The 21,530-nt window shown below is 57.9% G+C and carries 20 protein-coding genes; 13 read left to right on the top strand and 7 right to left on the bottom strand.

Features of this window, described 5'->3' with window-relative positions:
* Positions 1 to 21: 21 nt before the first annotated feature.
* Positions 22 to 1,950 (top strand): SurA N-terminal domain-containing protein, encoded by a 1,929-nt coding sequence (locus ACIPF8_RS13045; RefSeq protein WP_400421546.1) that lies wholly within the window; start codon positions 22 to 24, stop codon positions 1,948 to 1,950.
* Positions 1,951 to 2,030: 80 nt separating this feature from the next.
* Here the strand turns inward: ACIPF8_RS13045 and ACIPF8_RS13040 are convergent, their stop codons facing one another.
* Positions 2,031 to 2,723: an arylesterase gene (locus tag ACIPF8_RS13040; protein WP_400421544.1), complete on the bottom strand. Its 693-nt coding sequence runs from the start codon at positions 2,721 to 2,723 to the stop codon at positions 2,031 to 2,033.
* On the opposite strand from ACIPF8_RS13040, the gene ACIPF8_RS13035 reads away from it, so the two are divergent.
* From ACIPF8_RS13035 to ACIPF8_RS13025, 3 genes are all read left to right on the top strand, one after another.
* Positions 2,722 to 3,480, top strand: a complete 759-nt coding sequence (locus ACIPF8_RS13035) for an ABC transporter ATP-binding protein (protein WP_400421542.1) — start codon at positions 2,722 to 2,724, stop codon at positions 3,478 to 3,480. The genes ACIPF8_RS13040 and ACIPF8_RS13035 overlap by 2 nt on opposite strands.
* 72 nt (positions 3,481 to 3,552) lie before the next feature.
* Positions 3,553 to 3,891, top strand: a complete 339-nt coding sequence (locus tag ACIPF8_RS13030; RefSeq protein ID WP_400421540.1) for a hypothetical protein — start codon at positions 3,553 to 3,555, stop codon at positions 3,889 to 3,891.
* An 86-nt stretch (positions 3,892 to 3,977) separates the two neighbouring features.
* On the top strand, positions 3,978 to 4,892 hold the full coding sequence (locus tag ACIPF8_RS13025; protein WP_400421538.1) for a LysR family transcriptional regulator: 915 nt from the start codon (positions 3,978 to 3,980) through the stop codon (positions 4,890 to 4,892).
* 50 nt (positions 4,893 to 4,942) lie between these two features.
* Here the strand turns inward: ACIPF8_RS13025 and ACIPF8_RS13020 are convergent, their stop codons facing one another.
* Complete coding sequence (locus ACIPF8_RS13020; RefSeq protein ID WP_400421536.1) at positions 4,943 to 5,371, bottom strand: thioredoxin family protein; 429 nt, start codon at positions 5,369 to 5,371, stop codon at positions 4,943 to 4,945.
* A gap of 142 nt (positions 5,372 to 5,513) precedes the next feature.
* On the opposite strand from ACIPF8_RS13020, the gene tsaB reads away from it, so the two are divergent.
* The 4 genes from tsaB to ACIPF8_RS13000 are packed head-to-tail and all read left to right on the top strand — an operon-like array spanning position 5,514 to position 8,536.
* The gene (gene tsaB, locus ACIPF8_RS13015) at positions 5,514 to 6,218 is read left to right on the top strand and encodes a tRNA (adenosine(37)-N6)-threonylcarbamoyltransferase complex dimerization subunit type 1 TsaB (protein WP_400421535.1); all 705 of its coding nucleotides are present in this window, start codon (positions 5,514 to 5,516) and stop codon (positions 6,216 to 6,218) included.
* The gene (gene rimI / locus ACIPF8_RS13010) at positions 6,215 to 6,700 is read left to right on the top strand and encodes a ribosomal protein S18-alanine N-acetyltransferase (RefSeq protein ID WP_400421533.1); all 486 of its coding nucleotides are present in this window, start codon (positions 6,215 to 6,217) and stop codon (positions 6,698 to 6,700) included. The genes tsaB and rimI overlap by 4 nt, the downstream gene beginning before the upstream one ends.
* Positions 6,697 to 7,569 carry a uracil-DNA glycosylase family protein gene (locus tag ACIPF8_RS13005; RefSeq protein WP_400421531.1) on the top strand — a complete coding sequence of 291 codons (873 nt, stop codon included), beginning with the start codon at positions 6,697 to 6,699 and terminating at the stop codon, positions 7,567 to 7,569. The genes rimI and ACIPF8_RS13005 overlap by 4 nt, the downstream gene beginning before the upstream one ends.
* A complete protein-coding gene (locus ACIPF8_RS13000) occupies positions 7,550 to 8,536 on the top strand; it encodes a DUF1853 family protein (protein ID WP_400421530.1) in 987 nt (328 codons plus the stop codon). Before ACIPF8_RS13005 ends, ACIPF8_RS13000 begins: the two co-directional genes overlap by 20 nt.
* Before the next feature lie 60 nt (positions 8,537 to 8,596).
* Here ACIPF8_RS13000 and lplT read toward each other — a convergent pair whose 3' ends face one another.
* A complete protein-coding gene (lplT, locus tag ACIPF8_RS12995; protein ID WP_400421528.1) occupies positions 8,597 to 9,859 on the bottom strand; it encodes a lysophospholipid transporter LplT in 1,263 nt (420 codons plus the stop codon).
* Positions 9,860 to 10,064: 205 nt separating this feature from the next.
* On the opposite strand from lplT, the gene alr reads away from it, so the two are divergent.
* The 4 genes from alr to fghA all read left to right on the top strand — a co-directional run bounded on the left by alr (position 10,065) and on the right by fghA (position 14,727).
* Positions 10,065 to 11,141 carry an alanine racemase gene (gene alr, locus ACIPF8_RS12990; RefSeq protein WP_400421526.1) on the top strand — a complete coding sequence of 359 codons (1,077 nt, stop codon included), beginning with the start codon at positions 10,065 to 10,067 and terminating at the stop codon, positions 11,139 to 11,141.
* A gap of 208 nt (positions 11,142 to 11,349) precedes the next feature.
* Complete coding sequence (gene radA, locus ACIPF8_RS12985) at positions 11,350 to 12,720, top strand: DNA repair protein RadA (RefSeq protein ID WP_400421524.1); 1,371 nt, start codon at positions 11,350 to 11,352, stop codon at positions 12,718 to 12,720.
* A 58-nt stretch (positions 12,721 to 12,778) separates the two neighbouring features.
* Entirely contained in the window at positions 12,779 to 13,885 is a 1,107-nt protein-coding gene (locus ACIPF8_RS12980; protein ID WP_400421523.1) for an S-(hydroxymethyl)glutathione dehydrogenase/class III alcohol dehydrogenase, read from the top strand.
* Positions 13,882 to 14,727 carry an S-formylglutathione hydrolase gene (gene fghA, locus ACIPF8_RS12975; RefSeq protein WP_400421883.1) on the top strand — a complete coding sequence of 282 codons (846 nt, stop codon included), beginning with the start codon at positions 13,882 to 13,884 and terminating at the stop codon, positions 14,725 to 14,727. The genes ACIPF8_RS12980 and fghA overlap by 4 nt, the downstream gene beginning before the upstream one ends.
* A gap of 149 nt (positions 14,728 to 14,876) precedes the next feature.
* On the opposite strand, the gene ACIPF8_RS12970 is transcribed toward fghA, so the two are convergent.
* Together ACIPF8_RS12970 and ACIPF8_RS12965 are read right to left on the bottom strand one after the other, a co-directional pair.
* Positions 14,877 to 15,599, bottom strand: a complete 723-nt coding sequence (locus ACIPF8_RS12970; RefSeq protein ID WP_400421521.1) for a TerC family protein — start codon at positions 15,597 to 15,599, stop codon at positions 14,877 to 14,879.
* Between the two features lie 316 nt (positions 15,600 to 15,915).
* A complete protein-coding gene (locus ACIPF8_RS12965; RefSeq protein WP_400421519.1) occupies positions 15,916 to 16,821 on the bottom strand; it encodes a LysR family transcriptional regulator in 906 nt (301 codons plus the stop codon).
* A 262-nt stretch (positions 16,822 to 17,083) separates the two neighbouring features.
* Here ACIPF8_RS12965 and aceB point away from each other — a divergent pair, with 262 nt between their 5' ends.
* Positions 17,084 to 18,670, top strand: a complete 1,587-nt coding sequence (gene aceB / locus ACIPF8_RS12960; protein ID WP_400421517.1) for a malate synthase A — start codon at positions 17,084 to 17,086, stop codon at positions 18,668 to 18,670.
* A gap of 101 nt (positions 18,671 to 18,771) precedes the next feature.
* On the opposite strand, the gene ACIPF8_RS12955 is transcribed toward aceB, so the two are convergent.
* Positions 18,772 to 19,242, bottom strand: coding sequence for a spore coat U domain-containing protein (locus tag ACIPF8_RS12955; protein ID WP_400421515.1), 471 nt, complete (start codon positions 19,240 to 19,242; stop codon positions 18,772 to 18,774).
* Positions 19,239 to 21,473 (bottom strand): fimbria/pilus outer membrane usher protein, encoded by a 2,235-nt coding sequence (locus ACIPF8_RS12950; protein ID WP_400421513.1) that lies wholly within the window; start codon positions 21,471 to 21,473, stop codon positions 19,239 to 19,241. The genes ACIPF8_RS12955 and ACIPF8_RS12950 overlap by 4 nt, the downstream gene beginning before the upstream one ends.
* Between the last annotated feature and the right edge of the window lie 57 nt (positions 21,474 to 21,530).

Below are 21,530 nucleotides of genomic sequence, written 5' to 3'. Positions count from 1 at the left end.
CGCGTTCTCGATTGGCCGACCATGTTTGAATTCGTACGTAACCATCAGCGCTTGATGCAGTTTCTGTTGCTGTTGCTGATCATTCCTTCCTTTGCTCTTGTCGGGCTGCAAAGCTATAGCAGCTTTGGCGATAGCGCCAATACGGTGGCCAAGGTCGCCGGTCAGCCGATCACGCAGCAGGATTGGGATGCAGCCCTGCGCGACCAGATGAGCCGCATGCAGCAGGCATTTGGCGAGCGCTTCGATCCGAAGATGCTGGAGACGCCGGAAGCCAAACAGGGCGTACTGGATAACCTGATCACGCAACGCGTCCTGGCGGCGACAGCTAGCCGCGAACTCCTGACCGTGTCGGATCCAGTATTGCAGCAGACTATTCTGGGCATGTTCCCGAATCTGGTCGGCGCCGATGGCAAGTTCGACAGCAACTTGTTCAATCAATTATTGGCAGCCCAGGGCATGACGCAAGTCTCCTACGCCGCCCGCCTGCGCCAGGAACTGGCGATGCAGCAATTGAACGGCGCCGTGCAATCCACCGCCTTTACACCGAAAACAGTAGCGACACGCCTGTCCGATATTGGTGATCAGGAGCGTGAAGTGCAGGAGTTGCAGTTCAAGGCACAAGACTACGCCGCGCAGGTCAAGGTGACCGACGCCATGCTGCAGGATTACTACACCAAGAATGCCAAGGAATTTGAAATCCCTGAGCAGGTCAAGGCCGAATACGTTGTACTGGACAGCGCTGCAGCTGCCGCGCAGGTAACGGTCAGCGATGCCGACGTCAAATCTTATTACGACAATAACCTGGCCCATTACACGACACCGGAAGAACGTCGTACCAGCCATATCCTGATTTCGGTCAAGAAAGATGCGCCGGCAGCCGAGCAGGCTGCGGCAAAGACCAAGGCGGAGAGTTTGTTGGCCGAAGTACGCAAGAATCCGTCCGATTTTGCGAAATTGGCTAAAGCCAATTCACAAGATGCCGCTTCTGCTGAGCTTGGCGGTGATATGGGTTATTCGACCAGAGATGGCATGTTGAAGCAGTACGCCGATGTTGCTGTCAAACTGAAGCAGGGCGAGATCAGCGATCTGGTGCAATCCAACTTCGGCTATCACATCATTGAGCTGACCGGCATCAAGCCGGCTCAAGTGAAGCCGCTGGAAGACGTCAAGGCCGATATCAGCGCTGAAATCAAGAAACAACTGGCAGCCAAGAAATTTGCCGAGTTGGCTGAAACGTTCAGCAATACGGTCTACGAACAGGCAGACAGCCTGAAGCCGGTGGCCGATAAGCTGCACCTGCAGATTCAGACTGCCGAGAATCTTGGTCGCAAAGTGAATCCTGCTGTGGCCCCTACGGCTCCGTTCAACAACCAGAAATTCCTGACTGCCCTGTATTCGGATGAAGCGCTGAAGAACAAGCACAACACCGAAGCCGTTGAAATTGCTCCGAATACTTTCATTGCCGGCCATGTGGTCGAATTCAAGCCCGTGACGAAGCGTTCGTTTGAAGAAGTCCAGGCAATTATTCGCGACAAGGTAACGCGCACTGAAGAGGTGGCGTTGGCCAAGAAAGCCGGCGAAGAAAAGCTGGCCGCCTTGAAAGCGGCGGACAGCAGCGCTGGCTTCGGCGCAGTCCAGACCATATCCCGTGCCAAGAGCGAGGGTATCAATCCGCTGGAGTTCGAGGCAGTGATGAAGGCTGACGTCAACAAGCTGCCGGCATTTGTTGGTGTCGAGTTGCCGCAGCAGGGTTACGCGCTGTATCGGATCGGCAAGGTTGCGCAACCGGCTACAATCGACCAGGCACGCCGCACTGCAGAGCAACAGCAGATCACCAGCGTATTGGCGCAACAGGAAATGCTGGCATATGTAGATGTCTTGAAAGAGAAAGCCAAGGTCAAGATACTGAAGTCCGCAGCATCGGCGCCGGTCAGCACCGACGCTCCGTAAGATAGATAATAGCCAAGGCAGCGCTGCTGCCTGAAATAAAAAAGCCACTTCATTCAAGTGGCTTTTTTTATGCGACGGCGTTATTTGGTGAGCAGCGGTTTTAAACCTGACCAGACATTGTCCAATATGATTGGATGGGCCTGGGCAACCGGGTGGATTCGATCGGCCTGGAACATTTCCGGTTTATCCGGAACTCCAGCCAGCAGGAAGGGCACCAGCGAAACTTTGGTTTGCTTTGCCAGCGTACCGTATAGCGCAAAGAATTTTTCGGTGTAATCGCGTCCGTAGTTTGGGGGAATCCGCATGCCAACCAGCAGCACTTTTGCTTTTGCCTTTTGGGCGGCATCGATCATGCCGCGCAGGTTGTCTTCGGTGGCTTTCAGTTGCAGGCCGCGCAATGCATCGTTGGCGCCCAGTTCGATGATGACGATATCCGGGTGTTGCTGCAGCAATGCCGGCAGCCGCGTCTTGCCGCCGCTGGTGGTCTCGCCGCTGATGCTGGCATTGGTAGTGCTGGCGTCGAGTTTTTCCTGCTTCAGGCGCTGCTGCAGCAAGGCCACCCAGCCGCTGCCGCGCGCCAGGCCATATTCCGCGGAAAGGCTGTCGCCTAACACCAGAATCGATTTTGATGCAGAATAAGCATTGTTCGTCCATACTAGGCCGAACAGTCCAAGCAATAACGCGGCCAGTCGTATGCTGCGGATGATCTTGCTACCCGCGCCTGCGCTCAATCCCTGAAAACCATTTTCCAACCCGGAGTCGATAATCTGCATGCATCAATCCTCTTCTATTGTTCCTGTAACGGCGAATGCCAAGGCGCCCGCCATTGACGTCCAGCGTCTCAGCAAGCGCGTGGCCGACGCCAGCGGCGAGCTGGTGATTCTCGATGATATCAATTTTAACGTCCAGGGCGGTGCGACACTGGCAATCGTCGGCGCCTCGGGCTCGGGCAAGTCGACCCTGCTGGGGTTGCTGGCCGGGCTGGATACGCCGTCCGCAGGAACGGTGCGTATCGACGGCACTGATATTTTCGCGCTGGATGAAGATGGCCGGGCGGGATTGCGCAAGGAGAAACTTGGCTTTGTATTCCAGTCGTTTCAATTGCTAGGGCATTTGAGCGCGCTGGAAAACGTCATGCTGCCGCTTGAATTGCGTGGCGACAAGGATGCTCGTGAAAAGGCCGAGGCCAAGCTGGAGCGGGTCGGACTGGCGACGCGCTTACGCCATTATCCGAAATACCTGTCGGGCGGTGAACAGCAGCGGGTGGCGTTGGCGCGTGCCTTCGTGACAGAGCCACCATTATTGTTTGCCGACGAGCCAACCGGCAGCCTGGATGCCGCCACCGGCGATGCGGTCATCCAGTTGATGTTCGATTTGAACCAGGAGCGCGGCTCGACCCTGATCCTGGTGACCCACGATACGTCGATCGCCATGCAGTGCCGGCAGACGATCACGATTGCTGCAGGGCGCTTGCTGCGACCGGGCGATACCGGCGTGGCGGACCAGCAGATATTTCAACAAGCCGGTTGAGATGACGTTGTCGAGAAACAGTTTTCTTCAATCCGGGCAGGGTGAAGAGAAAGTAGAAATGGGAGAATCAGCATGTCGGCATGGCTTTCAGTAACAAAGGCGGTGCTCCCTTATGTGAGCGATATTATTTCCGTTGCGGTGCCGGTGTTTACCCGCCGCAAAGGCAATACGGAAGAGAGCCAGATCCAGATACTGCAGCAGCAGGTCACGGAGCTGCAGGGTGCATCGCTGCAGAACCTGGGCGAGATCAAGGTACTTGCAGAGCAATTGAAAACCGCGTTGCCGTTGCTCGAGCAAGAGGTGCAACTGGTCGATGCAAAATTGCGGCGCGCCGGCATACTGTGCGGGATAGCCACTGGCGTTGCGGTGCTGGCCTTGGTGGTGGCTCTGATCGCCTTGCTGAGCAAGTGAAATGCATTGCTGGCCGTTGGGTCTGGTCGTGTAGCGGAGACCTTGCTTCATCGGCATTTTTGACAAGATAAGGGAAATAAAAAGATATGGATCGTTTGCAATCCATGCGGGTTTTTGCCAAGGTGGTCGAGCAGGGTAGCTTCGTTGCAGCCGCCACCGCATTGGACATGTCCAACGCAGTGGTTACCAGGCTGGTGGCCGATCTGGAGAATCATCTCGGCATTCGTCTGTTGCACCGTTCCACCCGCCGCATGGCCTTGACCGAGCCGGGCCAGGCTTATCTGGAGCGGGTGCGCCAGATACTCGATGAAATCGATGAGGCTGAAGCCGCCGCTTCGGTGATGTCCAGCAATCCAGCCGGCACCTTGCATATCTATTCGCAAATTGGCTTTGGCCAAACGCAGTTGGCGCGTTTGCTGCCCTTGTATTCGAAGCAGTATCCGGATGTCCAGCTCGATGTGACATTGTCGGATCGTACGGTCGATCTGATCGAAGAAGGTTTTGATGTCGGCGTTTTTTCAGTCAACCAGAAGTTTGATGCCGGCATGGTTGCGCGCCAGCTGGGCATTGCAGAGGTGCTGCTGTGCGCTTCGCCGGCCTACATCGCAGAGCATGGCGTGCCAAAGGTGCCGGAAGATCTGGCGCAGCATTCCTGCCTGAATTTTTCACTGGAACATTTGCGTCATCACTGGACTTTCCAGTCGGCTGAAGGCACCTCGATCGTGCCGATTACCAGCAAGGTGATGTCGAACAATACCGATCTGTTGCGTCATTGCCTGTTGGCCGGCATGGGGATCGCGATGCGCAGTTCGTATACGCTCGGCGATGACGTGGTGGCCGGGCGTCTGGTACGTGTGTTGCCGGACTACCAGATCAACAAGGTCGCGGTCAGCCTGGTGTACCCGAGCCGACGTCTGTTATCGGCCAAGGTACGCAGTTTTGTCGATTTCATGATGGTGCAATTTCCGCATCCGGATTGCGACCCTTGGCTGGCATCTTGACGCTTTGCGGGACAGAGTTTAAGAGCCACCGCAGCGTGGCGAATTACGGTTCAAGCCTGAACATCTTTCAAGCGCCGCAATAAATTCCCATCCTGCTGCCAATGACGCCGTTCGACGCTGCCTTGCGCTTCGGCCAGCAGCTCCTCCGGGCTCTTTGCCATCTGCGCCAGCAGGACTCTCTCCGCCAGGCGCAAATCCATTTCAACCGGGGCCAGGAAAGCCACCACGTCGCCACGCTGGATCAAAAGGGTCGGGAAGTTGTCGACGTCCAGATCGCCGATCAGGTCGGCCTGGTCTTCGATGTCGATCCAGGCAAACTGCAGTTGCGGATGGCGTTGCGCCAGCGCCGTGAAGTTCGTGAAATATTCGCGACAACTGCCGCACCAGGCGGCACACAGGCAAGCCACAACCCAGCCGTCGGCGGTCAGGATATCGGTCAGTTCGTGGCGATTGTCGTTGTCGAGAGTAAGGATCAGCATGCACAGTATTTTACAGTGAGTGCGCTGGATTCTGCTCGGATACGGATGCTTCGCCACGTTTCCCGCCAATTTCCACGGAATCCGGCCGGGGATTCAGGTTGCGGGCAGCCGAAGCACCCTCCGGCGCGGTAAAATACGGCCCATGCAGACCATTCTTGCCATTGAAACATCTACCGAACTGGCCTCCGCCGCGATCCTGCGTGACGGCCAAATGATTATCCGTGAAACGACGGGGGTGCAGACGCATTCCCAATCCATACTGCCGATGGTGCAAAGCCTGCTGGCCGAGGCTGGAATCGGCCTGGCGCAGTGCGATGGCTTGGCCTTTGGGGTCGGCCCCGGCTCGTTTACCGGGGTACGTACCGCCTGCGGTATCGTGCAGGGATTGGCTTTCGGCGCTGACCTGCCGGTGCTGCCGGTGGTGACGCTGGAGGCCATGGCACAAGCCTGCCGCGATTTGAATGGCACGGGCGAAGTACTGGCGATCCTGGATGCGCGCATGGGCGAGGTCTACTGGGCGCAATATCGCTTCGATGGCGCAGCCTGGAAGGAAATCGTTGCGCCCACATTGTCAGCGCCCGAGCAGGCATTGCCGCTGGCGGGTGCTTCGTCTCCGCTGCAAGCCTGCGGCAATGGATTGTCGGCTTATGCGTCGGCATTTGCCGCGGCCTCCTACGCTGCAGCTGGCTTACCGGCCATCATGCCACATGCGCGCCAGATCGCGCTGTTGGGCGGTGTGGCGCTGGCCCACGGCCGCGGCTTGAGCGCTGTTGAGGCGCAACCGTTATATCTGCGAAATAAAGTGGCGTTGACCACCGCCGAGAGGGCGGCCAAGGTGAGTGCATGAGTGCAAATTTCCAAACGCCGGCAACCTTGCAGCGGCCATTTTCCTTTGCCGTCATGCGGGTCGAAGACCTGGATGAAGTGGTGGCGATTGAAAAGAGCGTGTATTCGCACCCTTGGACCCATGGCAATTTCGTCGACTCGATCCAGAGCGGCTACCAGTGCTGGGTGTTGCGTGATGCGTCCGGAATTTTGCTGGGTTATTTTTTCATGATGGCGGTTGTGGACGAGGCGCATTTGCTGAACATCAGCGTCCATGGCGACATGCACCGGCGCGGCATCGGAAAGATGCTGTTGGACCAGGTGTGCGAAGTGGCGCGGCAGCGGCACATGCAATCGATATTGCTTGAGGTGCGGCCGTCGAACACGCGCGCGATTGCCATTTACCAGCGCTACGGTTTTACCGAGATCGGCCGTCGCCGCGATTACTATCCGGCGGCCGGCGACCAGCGCGAAGAAGCGATTGTGATGAGGTTGCCGTTATGAGCGACATGAACCGGCGCAGTGCTTTCCTCGACGAAATTGGCCTGGGCCCAATCTGGGTCAGGCGTGAAGGTGGCATTGAATTACTGGACGCCGCGCCAGAGGCAATCGAGACCATGCCGCAACAGGTTACAGACGTTGCGGCAGGATTGCAGGCCGAAGCGATGTCGGCCATCGTCGAATCCACAATTGTTGGCGAGCCTGTGAACGAGTCTTCAGCATGGTCTGATGACAGTGCGCCGGCGTCAGTGCCTGTGCCGCACATCGCGGTTCCTGAGATGGTTTCGCCATTGGCCATGGACTGGCCGCAATTGCAGCAGGCGGTCGCCAGCTGCACTGCTTGCGGTTTATGTCATGGACGTAAAAATACAGTATTCGGGGTTGGCGACAACAAGGCCAAATGGTTGTTCATCGGCGAAGGCCCGGGGCGCAACGAGGATATGCAGGGCGAACCGTTTGTTGGCCCTGCCGGCAAATTGCTCGATAACATCCTGCTGGCGATGGGCCTCAAGCGTGGCGAGAACGCCTATATCGCGAATATCGTCAAATGCCGGCCAACCGACGGCACCGGCCGCGACCGGCCGCCATCGCCGGAAGAAGTGGCGGCTTGCATGCCGTACCTGCAGCGCCAGATAGAACTGATTCAGCCGACCGTCCTGGTTGCGCTCGGCAAGACGGCGGCCTTGTCGCTGCTCGGGCTGGACCCGGCGACACCTGTGTCCAAACTGCGCGGTAGCGTGCATCGCTACGCCGATCGTCCGCTGATCGTCACTTATCACCCGGCTTATCTGTTGCGGCAACTGGGTGACAAGGGCAAGGTCTGGGCCGACCTGTGCCTGGCCATGAGTACCTATGCACAAGTCGGCGAGTGAGCTAACCGGCGGCTGCCAGGAAGTTTTCCACCGGCGCTGGAACCATCTGACGGACCCGCATGTGCGAGCGCTGGCCTGGTTACTGGATGCGCCTGACCTGCTTGATGCAGCCGCGCCGCAGTGGCAGGGGAAAATTGCCACGTATGTTGATCCCGATTTGGCTGCATGGCTGGCTGAATACGACCAAACTCCGCAGAAATTGCAGGCGCTACATACCTACATCGGTCGCTTGCCATCGACCCGGCTTGGCTTGTACGCCGAAAAACTGCTGGCGTTTTACTTTGAGCAGCGGCAGCTTCTGGTCGCACACAGCGTGCAAGTCAGGGCCAGCAAGAACGATACGGTAGGTGAATTCGACTTCCTGTTGCGGCTTGATGGCGGTGTAGCGCATTGGGAATTTGCCACCAAGTTTTATCTGCTGGAGAGCAGCGGCGGCACTTTACAAGCCGACGATTTCCTTGGGCCCAACCTGGCCGATTCGCTGGGCGCAAAAATGCAAAAGATCCTGCAGCAACAGTTGGCGCTGTCACTGCATCCAGCCTCTCAGGTGCACTTGACCGAGCCAGTCACAGCAGCACAAGCGCTGGTAAAAGGCTGGTTGTTTTATCCGGGAAATGAGTCGCAACAGTCCGCGGTGCCAGGAGTGTCCGCGTACGCCTGCCGTGGTTATTGGAGCAGTTTGTCGGACCTGCAACTGGATGAAAATGCGCTGTATCAATTGTTGCCGCGTCTGCGTTGGCTGGCGCCGGCAAAAATGACCGTTGAACAAGCGCTCAGTCCGGCCGCAGCACGGCTGGCGTTATCGCAGCATTTCGCCATCGATGGATCGCCGCTGTTGCTGGCGACTCTCCGCTCGGATGGTGAATATGCGCTGGAAACTCGTCGCGGATTCGTGGTGCCGGATGACTGGGCAGCACGTGCCTCGCGGCAGCGGCATTTGAACGCCGCGGCCGCACAGCCAAGATAATTTGATGGTGCGTCCCAGCCGCAGCTGGGAGCGGCGTTTCAGCAGCTTTTTCGCACGAGATCAGTGTTTGACTTCGCCAATCAATGCCAACGAATCGTGCTCACGCTGGTTGGCCGCGTGTTTGCGCATGATGAAGAACATGACGCCGGCGACGAAGAAGCCGAACATGAAAATCACGATGTTGACGTCAAGATCGATCTTGATCATGAATGCGTATAGCACCAGCATGGTCAACACCGACAGGTTTTCATTGAAGTTCTGCACGGCGATAGAGTGGCCGGCGCTCATCAGCACGTGGCCTCGGTGTTGCAGCAGCGCGTTCATCGGCACTACGAAGTAGCCAGACAGGGCGCCAATGATGATCAGCAGCGGATAGGCGACCCACACCGAGTGCACCACGGTCATTCCCATGACTACCAGGCCCATCACGATGCCCATCGGCATGACTGTCAGCGATTTCTTCAAGGGAACCATGCGGGCTGCGGCAATTGCCCCGATGGCGACGCCGAAGGCCACCACGCCTTGCAGGATGGCCGCCTTGTCGAGCGGCATACCGAGCGATTTCTCGGCCCATTTCAATACGATGAATTGCAGCGTAGCGCCGGCGCCCCAGAACAAGGTGGTGACCGCCAGAGAGATCTGGCCCAGCTTGTCTTTCCAGAGGATAGAACAGCAATTGGCAAAGTCGACGATCAGTTTGCTAGGGCGGTGCTGCTGATTGGCGTAGCGGGCGCCGGTATCGGGAATCTTGAGGTTGAAAACGGTGGCCACGATGTACAGCATGGCAATCACTGTCAGTGCGGCATGGGTCGGCGTGTTGAGGTTCCAGTTCAGGACCGGGATGTGCAGTTCCATCAGGACGGATACGACTTGTGGATTGACCAGTGCGCCGCCCAAGACCGTGCCGAGGATGATGGAGGAAACCGTCAGGCCTTCGATCCAGCCATTGGCCGCTACCAGTTTTTCCGGTGGCAACAGTTCGGTCAGGATGCCGTATTTGGCAGGTGAGTACGCTGCGGCGCCGAAGCCGACAATCGCGTAGGCGATCAGCGGATGGACATCGACGAACATCATCAAGCAGCCAAATATCTTGATCATGTTGGTGATGAACATCACCTTGCCTTTTGGCAGTGAATCGGCGAAAGCGCCGACAAAAGCTGCCAACAGCACGTAAGACAAGACAAAAAACAATTTCAACAGCGGCGTCATCCAGTCCGGCGAGGACATTTCGGCCAGTAAGGCTATTGCCGCTATAAGCAGGGCATTATCGGCTAGCGAAGAAAAAAACTGCGCTGCCATGATGGTGTAAAAACCGCGATTCATCCGCATCCCAGAATGTAACAATGTGTCCCCGGCATGCTTTATACCATGAAAATATGACCGGTCCGTGATTATGAGAGTGTCAAAAGCGAAAACGTTCAAGGCAATTATCCAGAATTCATTTGTATGCCGGATTGCCAAAGCATCATCAGCGATGCATCCGGTAAAATAGCAGGCTTCCACGAATCGTCATACATTTTTTATCGCCATGCCCAGACCCCTCGTTGCCACGATCGATATTTCCGCTTTGCAGCATAATTTGCATATTGCCAAATCGCATGCTCCTGATGCGAAAATCTGGGCGGTAGTCAAAGCGAACGCATATGGTCATGGATTGGAGCGCGGCATGCGCGGCTTTGCCGAGGCTGATGGCCTGGCATTGATCGAGCCGGAGAATGCGCTGCGGTTGCGCGATCTCGGCTGGCAAAAGCCGATCCTGCTGCTGGAGGGGATATTCGATGCGGCTGACCTTGAGACCGTGGTGCAAGCGCGGCTCGATTTTGCCGTGCATTGCACGGAGCAGATCGCATTGCTCGAACGCGCCGCCCTGGAAGGGCCGTTGGATGTCCATCTGAAGATGAACAGCGGCATGAACCGGCTCGGTTTCAAGCCGGATGCCTATCGGGCCGCCTACCAGCGCCTGCGGTCGATTCCGGCGGTGCGCAAGATCACGCTGATGACCCATTTCGCGAATGCCGACGATCCGCTCAATCCGGGCTTACCGTTGCAACAACAGGTGCAGCAGTTTGAGCAAGGCGTTGTGGGCTTACCCGATGAGCGCAGCATTGCCAATTCAGCTGCCGACCTGATGCATCCCGAATTGAAATCCGATTGGGTGCGGCCTGGCATCATGTTGTATGGCGCCAGCCCAGGCGCCACCAGCGCTGAACAGTTCGGCTTGCGGCCGGCCATGACGCTGCGCAGCAAGATCATTGGCATCCAACGCATCGAGGCTGGCGAGGCAATCGGTTACGGTAGCCGTTTTGTGGCCGCCGGGCCGATGCTGATTGGCGTGGTAGCTTGCGGTTATGCCGACGGCTATCCGCGTCATGCGCCGAACGATACGCCGGTGCTGGTTGACGGCGTGCGCACCGGCACGGTCGGACGGGTATCGATGGACATGTTCTCGGTCGACCTGACCAATGTGCCCGGCGCCGGCATCGGCAGCACCGTGACTTTATGGGGCGACGGCTTGCCAATCGACGAAGTGGCGCACGCGGCTGGCACGATCGGTTATGAATTGATGTGCGCGCTGGCGGCGCGGGTTAAAGTAGTGGAACTGTGACGCTGTATTGTGCATTCGACAGCCTCTGCGCAATATCTTCTGTTTTTGTAATTTAAGTAGTGGAACTGTGACGCTGTATTGTGCATTCGACAGCCTCTGCGCAATATCTTCTGTTTTTGTAATTTAACCGCCTTATTCTCATTAGTTGGGAACAGAGTCATGTGCCGCGCTTCGGTGGCTGGCAAACTCCGTCCCGTAAATCAAAAAAATGGCCAAAGCTAAAACCAATTACACCTGTACCGAATGCGGCGGCGTCGCCAATAAATGGACCGGCCAATGCCCGTCGTGCGGACAATGGAACACGCTGGTGGAAACCATTGTTGAAGCGGTCGGTAACCGTTTCTCGAACCAGCACCAGGGCCTGGCGCAGACGGCGCCGGTGATGACGTTGGCCGATATCGAGGCGATTGACGTACCGCGCTTCGGTACCGGTATCGAAGAATTTGACCGCGTGCTAGGTGGTGGCCTGGTGGCCGGTGGCGTGGTGCTGATTGGTGGCGATCCGGGGATCGGTAAATCGACATTGCTGCTGCAGGCATTGGCAAATCTGTCAAAAATAAAAAAAGTGCTGTATGTCAGTGGCGAAGAATCCGGCGCGCAGATAGCGTTGCGCGCCAAGCGGTTGGCGGTCGACGCACAGGATCTCAAGCTGCAGGCGGAAATACAGTTGGAGAAAATTCTCAACACGCTGGTCGAGCACAAGCCGGAAGTCGCCGTCATCGATTCGATTCAGACCGTGTATTCGGATGCGCTCAGCTCGGCGCCGGGTTCTGTTGCGCAGGTGCGCGAATGTGCGGCGCAGCTGACACGCGTCGCCAAGCAATCCGGCATCACCATCATCATGGTCGGCCACGTGACCAAGGAAGGCGCGTTGGCCGGGCCGCGCGTGTTGGAGCACATTGTCGACACGGTACTGTATTTCGAGGGCGATACCCATTCCAGTTTCCGCCTGGTGCGGGCGTTCAAGAATCGTTTCGGCGCAGTCAATGAGCTGGGCGTGTTCGCGATGACCGAAAAAGGTTTGAAGGGCGTGTCGAATCCGTCGGCGCTATTCCTGTCGCAGCACGATAACCAGGTGCCGGGTTCCTGCGTAATGGTGACGCAGGAAGGCACGCGGCCGTTGCTGGTGGAGATCCAGGCGTTGGTCGATGCATCGCATGTGCCGAATGCGCGCCGGCTGTCGGTTGGGTTGGAGCAGAATCGGCTGGCGATGCTGCTGGCGGTGTTGCACCGGCATGCCGGGATTGCTGCGTTCGACCAGGACGTGTTCATCAACGCGGTCGGCGGCGTCAAGATCACCGAACCGGCTGCCGACCTGGCAGTGCTGCTGGCGATCAATTCATCGATGCGCAACCGGCCGCTACCGCGCGGGCTGGTGGTGTTCGGCGAGGTTGGCCTGGCGGGCGAAATCCGTCCCGCTCCGCGCGGCCAGGAACGTTTGCGTGAAGCGGCCAAGCTGGGATTCTCGATTGCGATGATCCCGAAATCGAACGCACCGAAGCAAGACATCGAAGGCTTGAAGATCATCGCGGTGGAGCGCATCGACGATGCGCTGACCAAGATTCGCGACGCCGAATAATTCATTCTAATTCATTCATTTATTATTTCCAAAATTATCCCGATCAAGGAGCATCAACATGAAAACCAAGGCAGCTATCGCATGGAAAGCCGGTCAGCCACTGACGATCGAAGAAGTCGAGCTGAGCGGTCCGCGCGCCGGTGAAGTGCTGGTGGAGATCAAGGCCACCGGGATTTGCCATACCGATTACTACACCTTGTCCGGCGCCGATCCGGAGGGGATTTTCCCATCGATCCTGGGCCATGAAGGCGCCGGTGTGGTGGTCGATGTCGGTCCGGGCGTGAAGAGCCTGAAGAAGGACGATCACGTGATCCCGTTGTACACGCCGGAATGCCGCGAGTGCAAATTCTGCCTGTCGCAAAAGACCAACCTGTGCCAGTCGATCCGTTCGACCCAGGGCCGCGGCCTGATGCCGGATGCCACCAGCCGTTTTTCGATCGACGGCAAGCCGATCTTCCACTACATGGGGACATCGACCTTTTCCAATTACATCGTGGTGCCGGAAATCGCCTTGGCCAAGATTCGCAGCGATGCGCCGTTCGACAAGGTCTGCTACATCGGCTGCGGCGTCACCACTGGCGTCGGCGCCGTGCTGTTCACCGCCAAGGTGGAAGCGGGCGCCAATGTGGTGGTGTTCGGGCTGGGCGGCATTGGCCTCAATGTAATCCAGGCGGCGCGCATGGTTGGCGCCGACAAGATCATTGGCGTCGATATCAATCCGGCGCGTGAAGCAATGGCGCGCAAGTTCGGCATGACACATTTCGTCAATGCCAAGGAAGTGGAAAACGTGGTCGACGCCATCGTTGGACTGACCGATGGCGGTGCCGACTACAGCTTTGAATGCATTGGCAACACCACTACCATGCGCCAGGCGCTGGAGTGCTGTCACAAGGGCTGGGGCCAGTCGATCGTGATCGGCGTTGCTGCCGCCGGTCAGGAAATCAGCACGCGGCCATTCCAGCTGGTGACTGGCCGGGTCTGGAAAGGCTCGGCTTTCGGCGGCGCTCGTGGCCGCACCGATGTGCCGAAGATCGTCGATTGGTACATGGAGGGTAAATTGAACATCGACGATCTGATCACGCACAGCTTGCCGCTGGATCGCATCAATGAAGGCTTCGATCTGATGAAGAGCGGTGAGTCGATTCGCTCGGTGGTGATCTACTGATGGAAATCATCAGCGAACATGCCTGCTTCGGCGGTACGCAGGGGTTTTACCGGCATGCGTCGGCCGAGATCGGATTGCCGATGCGCTTTTCCGTGTTCCAGCCGCCGCAGGCGAAGGCTGGTCCGGTGCCGGTGCTGTTTTTTCTGGCGGGGCTGACCTGCACTGAAGAGACTTTCATGATCAAGGCCGGTGCGCAACGCTATGCCGCGCAGCACGGCATCATGCTGGTGACGCCGGATACCAGCCCGCGTGATACCGGCATTGATGGCGTGGACGCCAGCTGGGATTTCGGCAACGGCGCCGGCTTCTATCTGGATGCGACGCAAGCGCCGTGGGCGCAGCACTTCAAAATGTATTCTTATATTTTGCACGAGCTAAGGCAGACAGTGATCCAGGAATTTCCGGCGCAGGCCGACAATCTTGGCATCTTTGGCCATTCGATGGGCGGCCATGGCGCGCTGGTGCTGGCCTTGCGCAATCCGGATGTGTTCCGTTCGGTGTCGGCGTTTGCGCCGATTGCAGCGCCCAGCCAGTGTCCGTGGGGTCAAAAGGCGTTCACTCATTATCTGGGTGCAGACCAGGCCAGCTGGCGCGACTATGACGCGACGCAACTGGTGCTGGATGCGAAGCGGCCGTTTCCGCAAGAGATATTGATCGATCAGGGTTTGGGCGACAAATTCCTTGCCGAACAGTTGTTGCCTGAACGGTTTGAGGCAGCCTGTGCGCAGGCGGGGCAGCGTTTGAAACTGCGTCGGCATGCGGCTTACGACCACGGTTATTATTTCATCTCGACCTTGATCGAGGATCATCTGGCTTTTCACCAGCGGATACTGGCGGCGTAGCACGCAGATTGAATCGCCGGTAGGGTGGGCAGGTCTTTCTGCCCACGCGGTTGTCGTGAAATTCGCACGTGGCACGATGAAAAAAAGCCCCGCCTGATTATCAGGCGGGGCTTTCAACTCTTGCAGCTTGGTGTGTCAATATATCAAGCTTACTCGGCGACCTTGACATCAGCGCGTCGCTTCGATACCAGCCAGCCGCCGCCCAGCACCACCACAAAGCCCAGCACATAAGCCGCATAGTTCAGCCCCGGCAAGCTATCCCAGAATGGTTTCAGGACCGGTTCTGTGACGATCATGTGCATCGCGGTGTACACCAGGATCGCTGCACCGATGAAGATCGTGACCGGGAAGCGTTCGATCAGTTTCAGCGCCAGGGTCGAGCCCCAGACCATGATCGGCACCGAAATCAGCAAGCCGATGATTACCAGCGCCATGCTGCCTTTGGCGGCGCCGGCCACGCCCAGTACGTTGTCGATACCCATGACGGTATCGGCGATGATGATGGTCTTCAACGCAGCGGCCATGGTGGTGGCTTTGACGCCGTGTGCTTCACCGTCATCGGACTGAGTCAGCAGCCGGTAGGCGATCCACAGCAGGGCGACGCCGCCGACCAGCAGCAGGCCAGGTATCTTGAGCAGCCAGACTACGCCGATGGTCATCAGCACGCGCATGATCACCGCACCCGCGGTGCCCCAGAGGATGGCTTTGCGGCGCAGGTGGTCGGGCAGGTTGCGTGCCGCCATCGCGATCACGATGGCGTTATCGCCGGCCAGCACCAGGTCGATGACAATAATCGCCAACAGTGCGGCAAAGAAGGCGCCAGCGTTCCAGTCAGCCATGCCCAGCATTGAGAAAAAACCAGAAAAATCCATACAGTCTCCAACAAGGGTTAGTAAATAACCTCACAGGCATGGACAACTACAGGAAGTGGCGGAGAGTAAGCGCGACACCTTGCCTGCATGGATACCATGCCGACAAAGGTCTTGCTCAACAGCATTGCTGCCAAGGTAACCGGGCGCAGGCGTTGTGCCTGTTCCGTGATGACGACTACCTTGCAAAGCATCGACAGTCAGCGATACGCCATGTCAATGCTTAGGAGCTACTCCCCTTTGAGAGGGTGTTGCACGCAGAATGCCGTGCAACTGGGCATTATTATACATCAGTCATGCCGAAAATGAAAAGGCGAGCTCAACCGTGGCGCCAATAATCCGGCTGGGCATAGGCGCGCCGCAGGAAATCGACGAAGACGCGGATCCGCAGCGGCAGGTGGCGCCGTTGCGCAAATACTGCGTAAATATCATTGCCCGGTGCGGCAAATTCATCCAATACCGTGACCAGTTTGCCGGATTCAATCTCGCTGCCGACTTCCCACATCGAGCGCCAGGCCAGTCCCTTGCCGGCCAACGCCCAGTCGTGCAGCACCTGGCCGTCGTTGCAGACCATATTGCCGTCCACCTTGACCGTGACCACCTTGCCGTTCTGGCGGAAGCTCCAGCCGCGCTGGCTGCCTTCGCTGCTCATCGCCAGGCAATTGTGCTTTTGCAGGTCGTCTACGGTTTCCGGCTTGCCGTGGCGTTTGATGTAGGCCGGCGAGGCCACCACGATGCGCTTGTTGTCGGCCAGCTTGGCGCCGACCAGCGACGAATCGGACAGCGAGGCGATGCGGATGGCGACGTCGATGCCTTCGCCGATCAGGTCGACCACGCGGTCGTTCAGGTTAAGGGTGAGGGTGACGTCGCGATGTTCGGTCAGGAAGGAGGGCATCAGTGGCGCCACATGCTGGCGGCCGAAGCCGGCCGGCGCGGAAATCAGCAGGTGGCCGCTGGCATGGGCGCTGCGCTCGGAAACCGCCGATTCGGCATTTTCCAGGTCGGACAGGATGCGCTGGCAATCTTCGAGGAAGGCTTCACCCTCATTGGTGAGGGCGATTTTGCGGGTGGTGCGTTGCAAAAGCTTCACACCGAGGCGTTCCTCTAATGCGTCCAGGCGTCGTCCGATCATGGCCGGCGCAATCCCTTCGGCGCGTGCCGCGGCCGACAGGCTGCCCTTCGCAGCTACCTCGACAAAAGTAGAAATTTGCTTGAATTGATCCACTGTCGACCGTGAAGTAAGTTTGAGGGATGCAAGCTTGTGCTAAGCTCATTTGTGACTAAAACGCATAGATCAAATGATAAATCGTTTTACCTATGATGATTTGGTTTAAATATACTATATAGCGTAAAAATTAGATAATGCCATTCAGGATTCTGCATATCCAGCATGGTAAAAACCGGAATGTAGCGGTGCACAATGCGAATGCGCTGTGCCATCGTTGTAGACGACATTGATTATTTGACAGAATAAACAGGAGCAACGCATGACTCAACTGACACTGCCAGCCGGCATGGAAATCAACGGCGCGATTGAAGCCGGATACGCCGAGATTCTGACCCCGGACGCGCTGGCGCTGGTCGCCAAGCTCAGCCGCGCTTTCGAAGCGCGTCGCCAGGAATTGCTGGCAGTACGTGTCGAGCGCGCCAAGCGTCTGGATGCTGGCGAGCGCCCTGACTTCCTGCCTGAAACCGCCCATATCCGCAACGGCGACTGGAAGATTGCACCGATTCCTCAGGCACTGGAATGCCGCCGCGTGGAAATCACCGGCCCGGTCGAGCGCAAGATGGTGATCAATGCCTTCAATTCCGGCGCTGACAGCTACATGACCGACTTCGAGGATTCGAACTCGCCAGTATGGGATAACCAGATCACTGGTCAGATCAACCTGCGCGACGCGATCCGTAAAACCATTTCGCTGGAACAGAACGGCAAGTCGTACAAGCTGAACGACAAGGTCGCCACGCTGGTGGTGCGCCCGCGCGGTTGGCACCTCGATGAAAAACATGTGCTGGTCGACGGCAAGCGCGTCTCCGGCGGCATTTTTGACTTCGCGTTGTTCATGTTCCACAACGCCAAGGAGCAACTGGCGCGCGGCGCCGGCCCGTACTTCTACCTGCCGAAGATGGAATCGCATCTGGAAGCACGCCTGTGGAACGACATCTTCGTGATGACGCAAAACGAACTCGGCCTGCCGCAAGGCACGATCAAGGCGACCGTGCTGATCGAAACCATCCTTGCCGCTTTCGAAATGGATGAAATCCTGTACGAACTGCGTGAACACAGCTCTGGCCTGAATGCCGGCCGTTGGGATTACATCTTCTCCTGCATCAAGAAATTCAAGCTGGACAAGGATTTCTGCCTGGCCGACCGCGCCAAGGTGACGATGACTGCACCGTTCATGCGTTCCTATGCGTTGCTGCTGCTGAAGACCTGCCACAAGCGCAATGCGCCGGCAATCGGCGGTATGGCAGCACTGATCCCGATCAAGAACGATCCGGAAAAGAATGAAATCGCCATGGGCGGTGTACGCACCGACAAGGCGCGCGATGCCACCGACGGCTACGACGGCGGCTGGGTGGCTCATCCGGGCCTGGTTGAACTGGCCATGACCGAATTCAAGAAGGTATTGGGCGACAAGCCGAACCAGATCAGCAAGCAGCGCGACGACGTCAATGTCAGCGCCGCCGAGCTGCTCGACTTCAAGCCGGAAGCACCGATCACCGAAGCCGGTTTGCGCTACAACATCAACGTCGGCATCCACTACCTGGGCGCCTGGTTGGCTGGCAACGGTTGCGTGCCTATCCATAACCTGATGGAAGATGCGGCAACTGCGGAAATCAGCCGTGCCCAAGTTTGGCAATGGATCCGCTCGACCAAGGGCGTGCTGGAAGATGGCAAGAAAGTCACCGCAGAGATGGTGGTCGCGATGATTCCGCAAGAACTGGCCAAGGTCAAGGCGCTGGTCGGCGATGGCGCTACTTACGATCGCGCTGCCAAGATATTTGAGGAAATGTCGACTTCGGCTGCTTTTGCCGAATTCCTGACCTTGCCGCTGTACGAAGAAATCTAAAGAGCTGTCGGCGGCTGCTTAAGCTGCCTGCATAGCAAGAAGCCGATCTCGCGATCGGCTTTTTTTATGTCTGTCGGATACTGAACCTGTCGCGGATTACCTCAGTAAGTGATCGTGATGGTCAGCGTATCGGTATAGGTTCCAGCCGGTTTGTTCTGGCTGGCAGGAATGAGGCCGTAGGCGGTGTAGCTGCGTGCATTACTGCCGATGCTGAGCAGATAGCTGTCGGATACGGTGCTGGTGCTGGCGCTGCCGTCGCCCCACACGATGGTGCGCGCGGTGTCTGTGTACATATTGTAGTTGAGCGAATTGGTGACGCCCGATTTCAGCAGGCGCGTGGCAAAGGTACCGTTGCCGGCGTTCAGTTGAATGGTATAGCTCACCAGGAGTCCGAGGCCGGTGCAAGTGACGGTAACGGTCCCGGTGCCGGTGGAACTGGTGCTGCCGGGCGAGGCGTAGCTGCCAAAGGCGACGCCGCTGCCGGCAACGGTGCAGTCGGCCAGCAACGCCTGCGCGCTCAGCGGCAGCGCGAGCATTGCGCCCGCTGCCAGCCATTTCAAGCCGAATTTCATTTGTTCTCCCTGCCGCAGGAATAAGGGCCCAGTTGCGGGAAAGCTTCCATCTTGGCAAGCGCTGCAATGTCGAAACTGCATTTGGTTTCGCCGCTGTCGTTGTCGACTACGACGATGGCTGCGGGGTAGGCGATTTCGGGAATGAACACTTGTCCGCGCAAGGCGACTTCCTGTGCCGTCTTGCTGCCGTTGACATAGACCAGGGTGCCAGTGGCGAGCGGCTTTCCTTGCCGGTCAGTCAGGGTCAGCGTGGCGCTCTGGTTTTGACGGGCGCTGAATTTCAGCAGGCTGCCGGTCCTGTAGCCGGGGGTGACGGATTTTTGCGACAGGTCCAGCGTCATCGACAGTGGCAGATGTGCGTCATCCAGATAGACGTTGTTCGATTCGTAGGGAACCAGGCGTGGGATGAAGCCGACGCCATCCTTGTCGGTATGGCCCACCTTGATGTTGTTGGCATAGATATCGATCGGCTGGCTGACCGGCACCTCAACCATCGCGAAACTTTCATCCATCCAGCGCGCGGCGCGGACATGGCCGCCAAGCAGCACGATGCCGCCGCGCGCTTCGAGTTGCAGATTGGTTTGATCGTTGATGCGATTGGCGTCGAAGGTGTATTCGCCGGTGCTGCCGAGGTAGTTGGCGCCGATATCTTCGCCGCCGTTGTCGAATAAGGTTTTGCGTGCGCGGTAGCCCCAGCCACCTTCCTGCGGAACGGTTTGCTGGTATTCGGTGCTGAATGATTTGCTACCTTGCTGCCGGTTGGCCACCACTTGCAGGAAACTTTGGTGTCCGAGCGGAATGACCCAGACAAAATTCGCCGACAGTGAGCGATCTTGCGTCAGCGATTTCAGCAGGCCGACGCTGATGCTGCCGTATTCGCGCAGGTTGAAGTTGATGCCGGCGTTGACGGCACGCACGTTGTCCTGGCCGCGGTTGACCTGGCTCAGGTAGCCGAGCGCGAAGTTGGTCCGTTCATTCAGCGAGACATTGGCTTGCGCTTGTATCTGCTGCGCCGGCGCCAGTATGCCGTCGTCCAGGCCGAGCTGCCAGAAGCGCGCGCCGGCGGTTTGTCCGCGCAAGGTCAGCGCGTACAGGGAACCCTGGCGGTCGAACTGAACATATTGCTGGGTAGCGTTGCCGCGTTCGGAGTTGCTGGCAGCGATGCCGCCGCTCAGCAGGCCGATATCCGGCACAGCAACGGTGGCGCCGAAGCTGGCCGATTCGCGGCCGCGCATCAGCTCGCCATGGCTTTCAATGGTGGTGGCATCGCTGACGCCATAGCGCACCGTGGCGGAACTGAAGGTTCTGCCGTAGTCGCTCTGACTGGTGCCGAAGTTGTTGCGCAATGCGCCGATTTCGTAGGAGACATCCTTGGTGCCTTGGCGCAGCAGCTGGGCGCTGGTGATGTAGCTTTGCGTGTAGACCTGCTGGCGTCCCAGCACATCGTGCACCACCATCTGCACATTACCCTGTCCGGCATACACCGGCAGGTTGTTGATCGTGAACGGGCCGGTATCGACCGGCTGCTTGAGCCGCAGGATGTTGTTGACGTAGATGTCGACCACGGAAGGCGCCGCTGCCGTTCCGCTGAATGTCGGCAGTGGAATCGGTTGGAAGCCGGGAATGGTCGAGAATTTTGTGTGCCACTGGAGTCCACCAAAATAGACCTGATGCGACAAGGCGCTGGAGCCGCTGATGCTGTCGCCCACCACCAGCGTTGCCTGTTGTTCCGGAAAGTCGCGCGTGTACTGGCTGTCGAGACGGAATACTGTGCGTTGTCCAGTCAGGTCGGAACCGACAAAGCGGCTGGTATAGGTGCCGCCGCCGCTGAATACTCCGACCTCTACCAGGCCGGAGAGGTTGGTCTGGTTTTGACCTTGTGCCTGGTTTTGCGCTTTTGCGTAATTGACGTCGTAGTTCAGGAAGGCGCCGGTTTCCGCGGCCTGCACCAATAGCGGCCGATGGTCTCCAAGATTGAACGCCGAATCGGTGAAGGCGCCCGGCGGCGCATGGATGTTGAGGGTCTGGGTGCCGGCATCTATTTCCGCATGCACGCCGGGCAGGGCGTCGAGCGGGTAATAATGGTCTTGGTGGCTGTTGATGGCTGCGCTTTGCGGCAGGCGCAGGCGAGCATCGCTCAATAGCTGCGCCGGCACAATGATGCCGTTGGCTGCGGTACGCAAGATAAGCGTCGCGTCCGTCAATTTCTTATCGTTGACGACAACGGCCAATAATATCTCCTGTTCTGATGCTGACGTGTCAACCGCTGCCTGGCCTGGGGTTTGAAA

The organism is Collimonas sp. NPDC087041 (assembly GCF_044745265.1).
In the GTDB taxonomy this organism is placed as follows: Bacteria; Pseudomonadota; Gammaproteobacteria; order Burkholderiales; family Burkholderiaceae_D; genus Collimonas.
The sequence above is the reverse complement of the archived record's forward strand: the minus strand, read 5'-3'. Positions and strand labels throughout refer to the sequence as shown.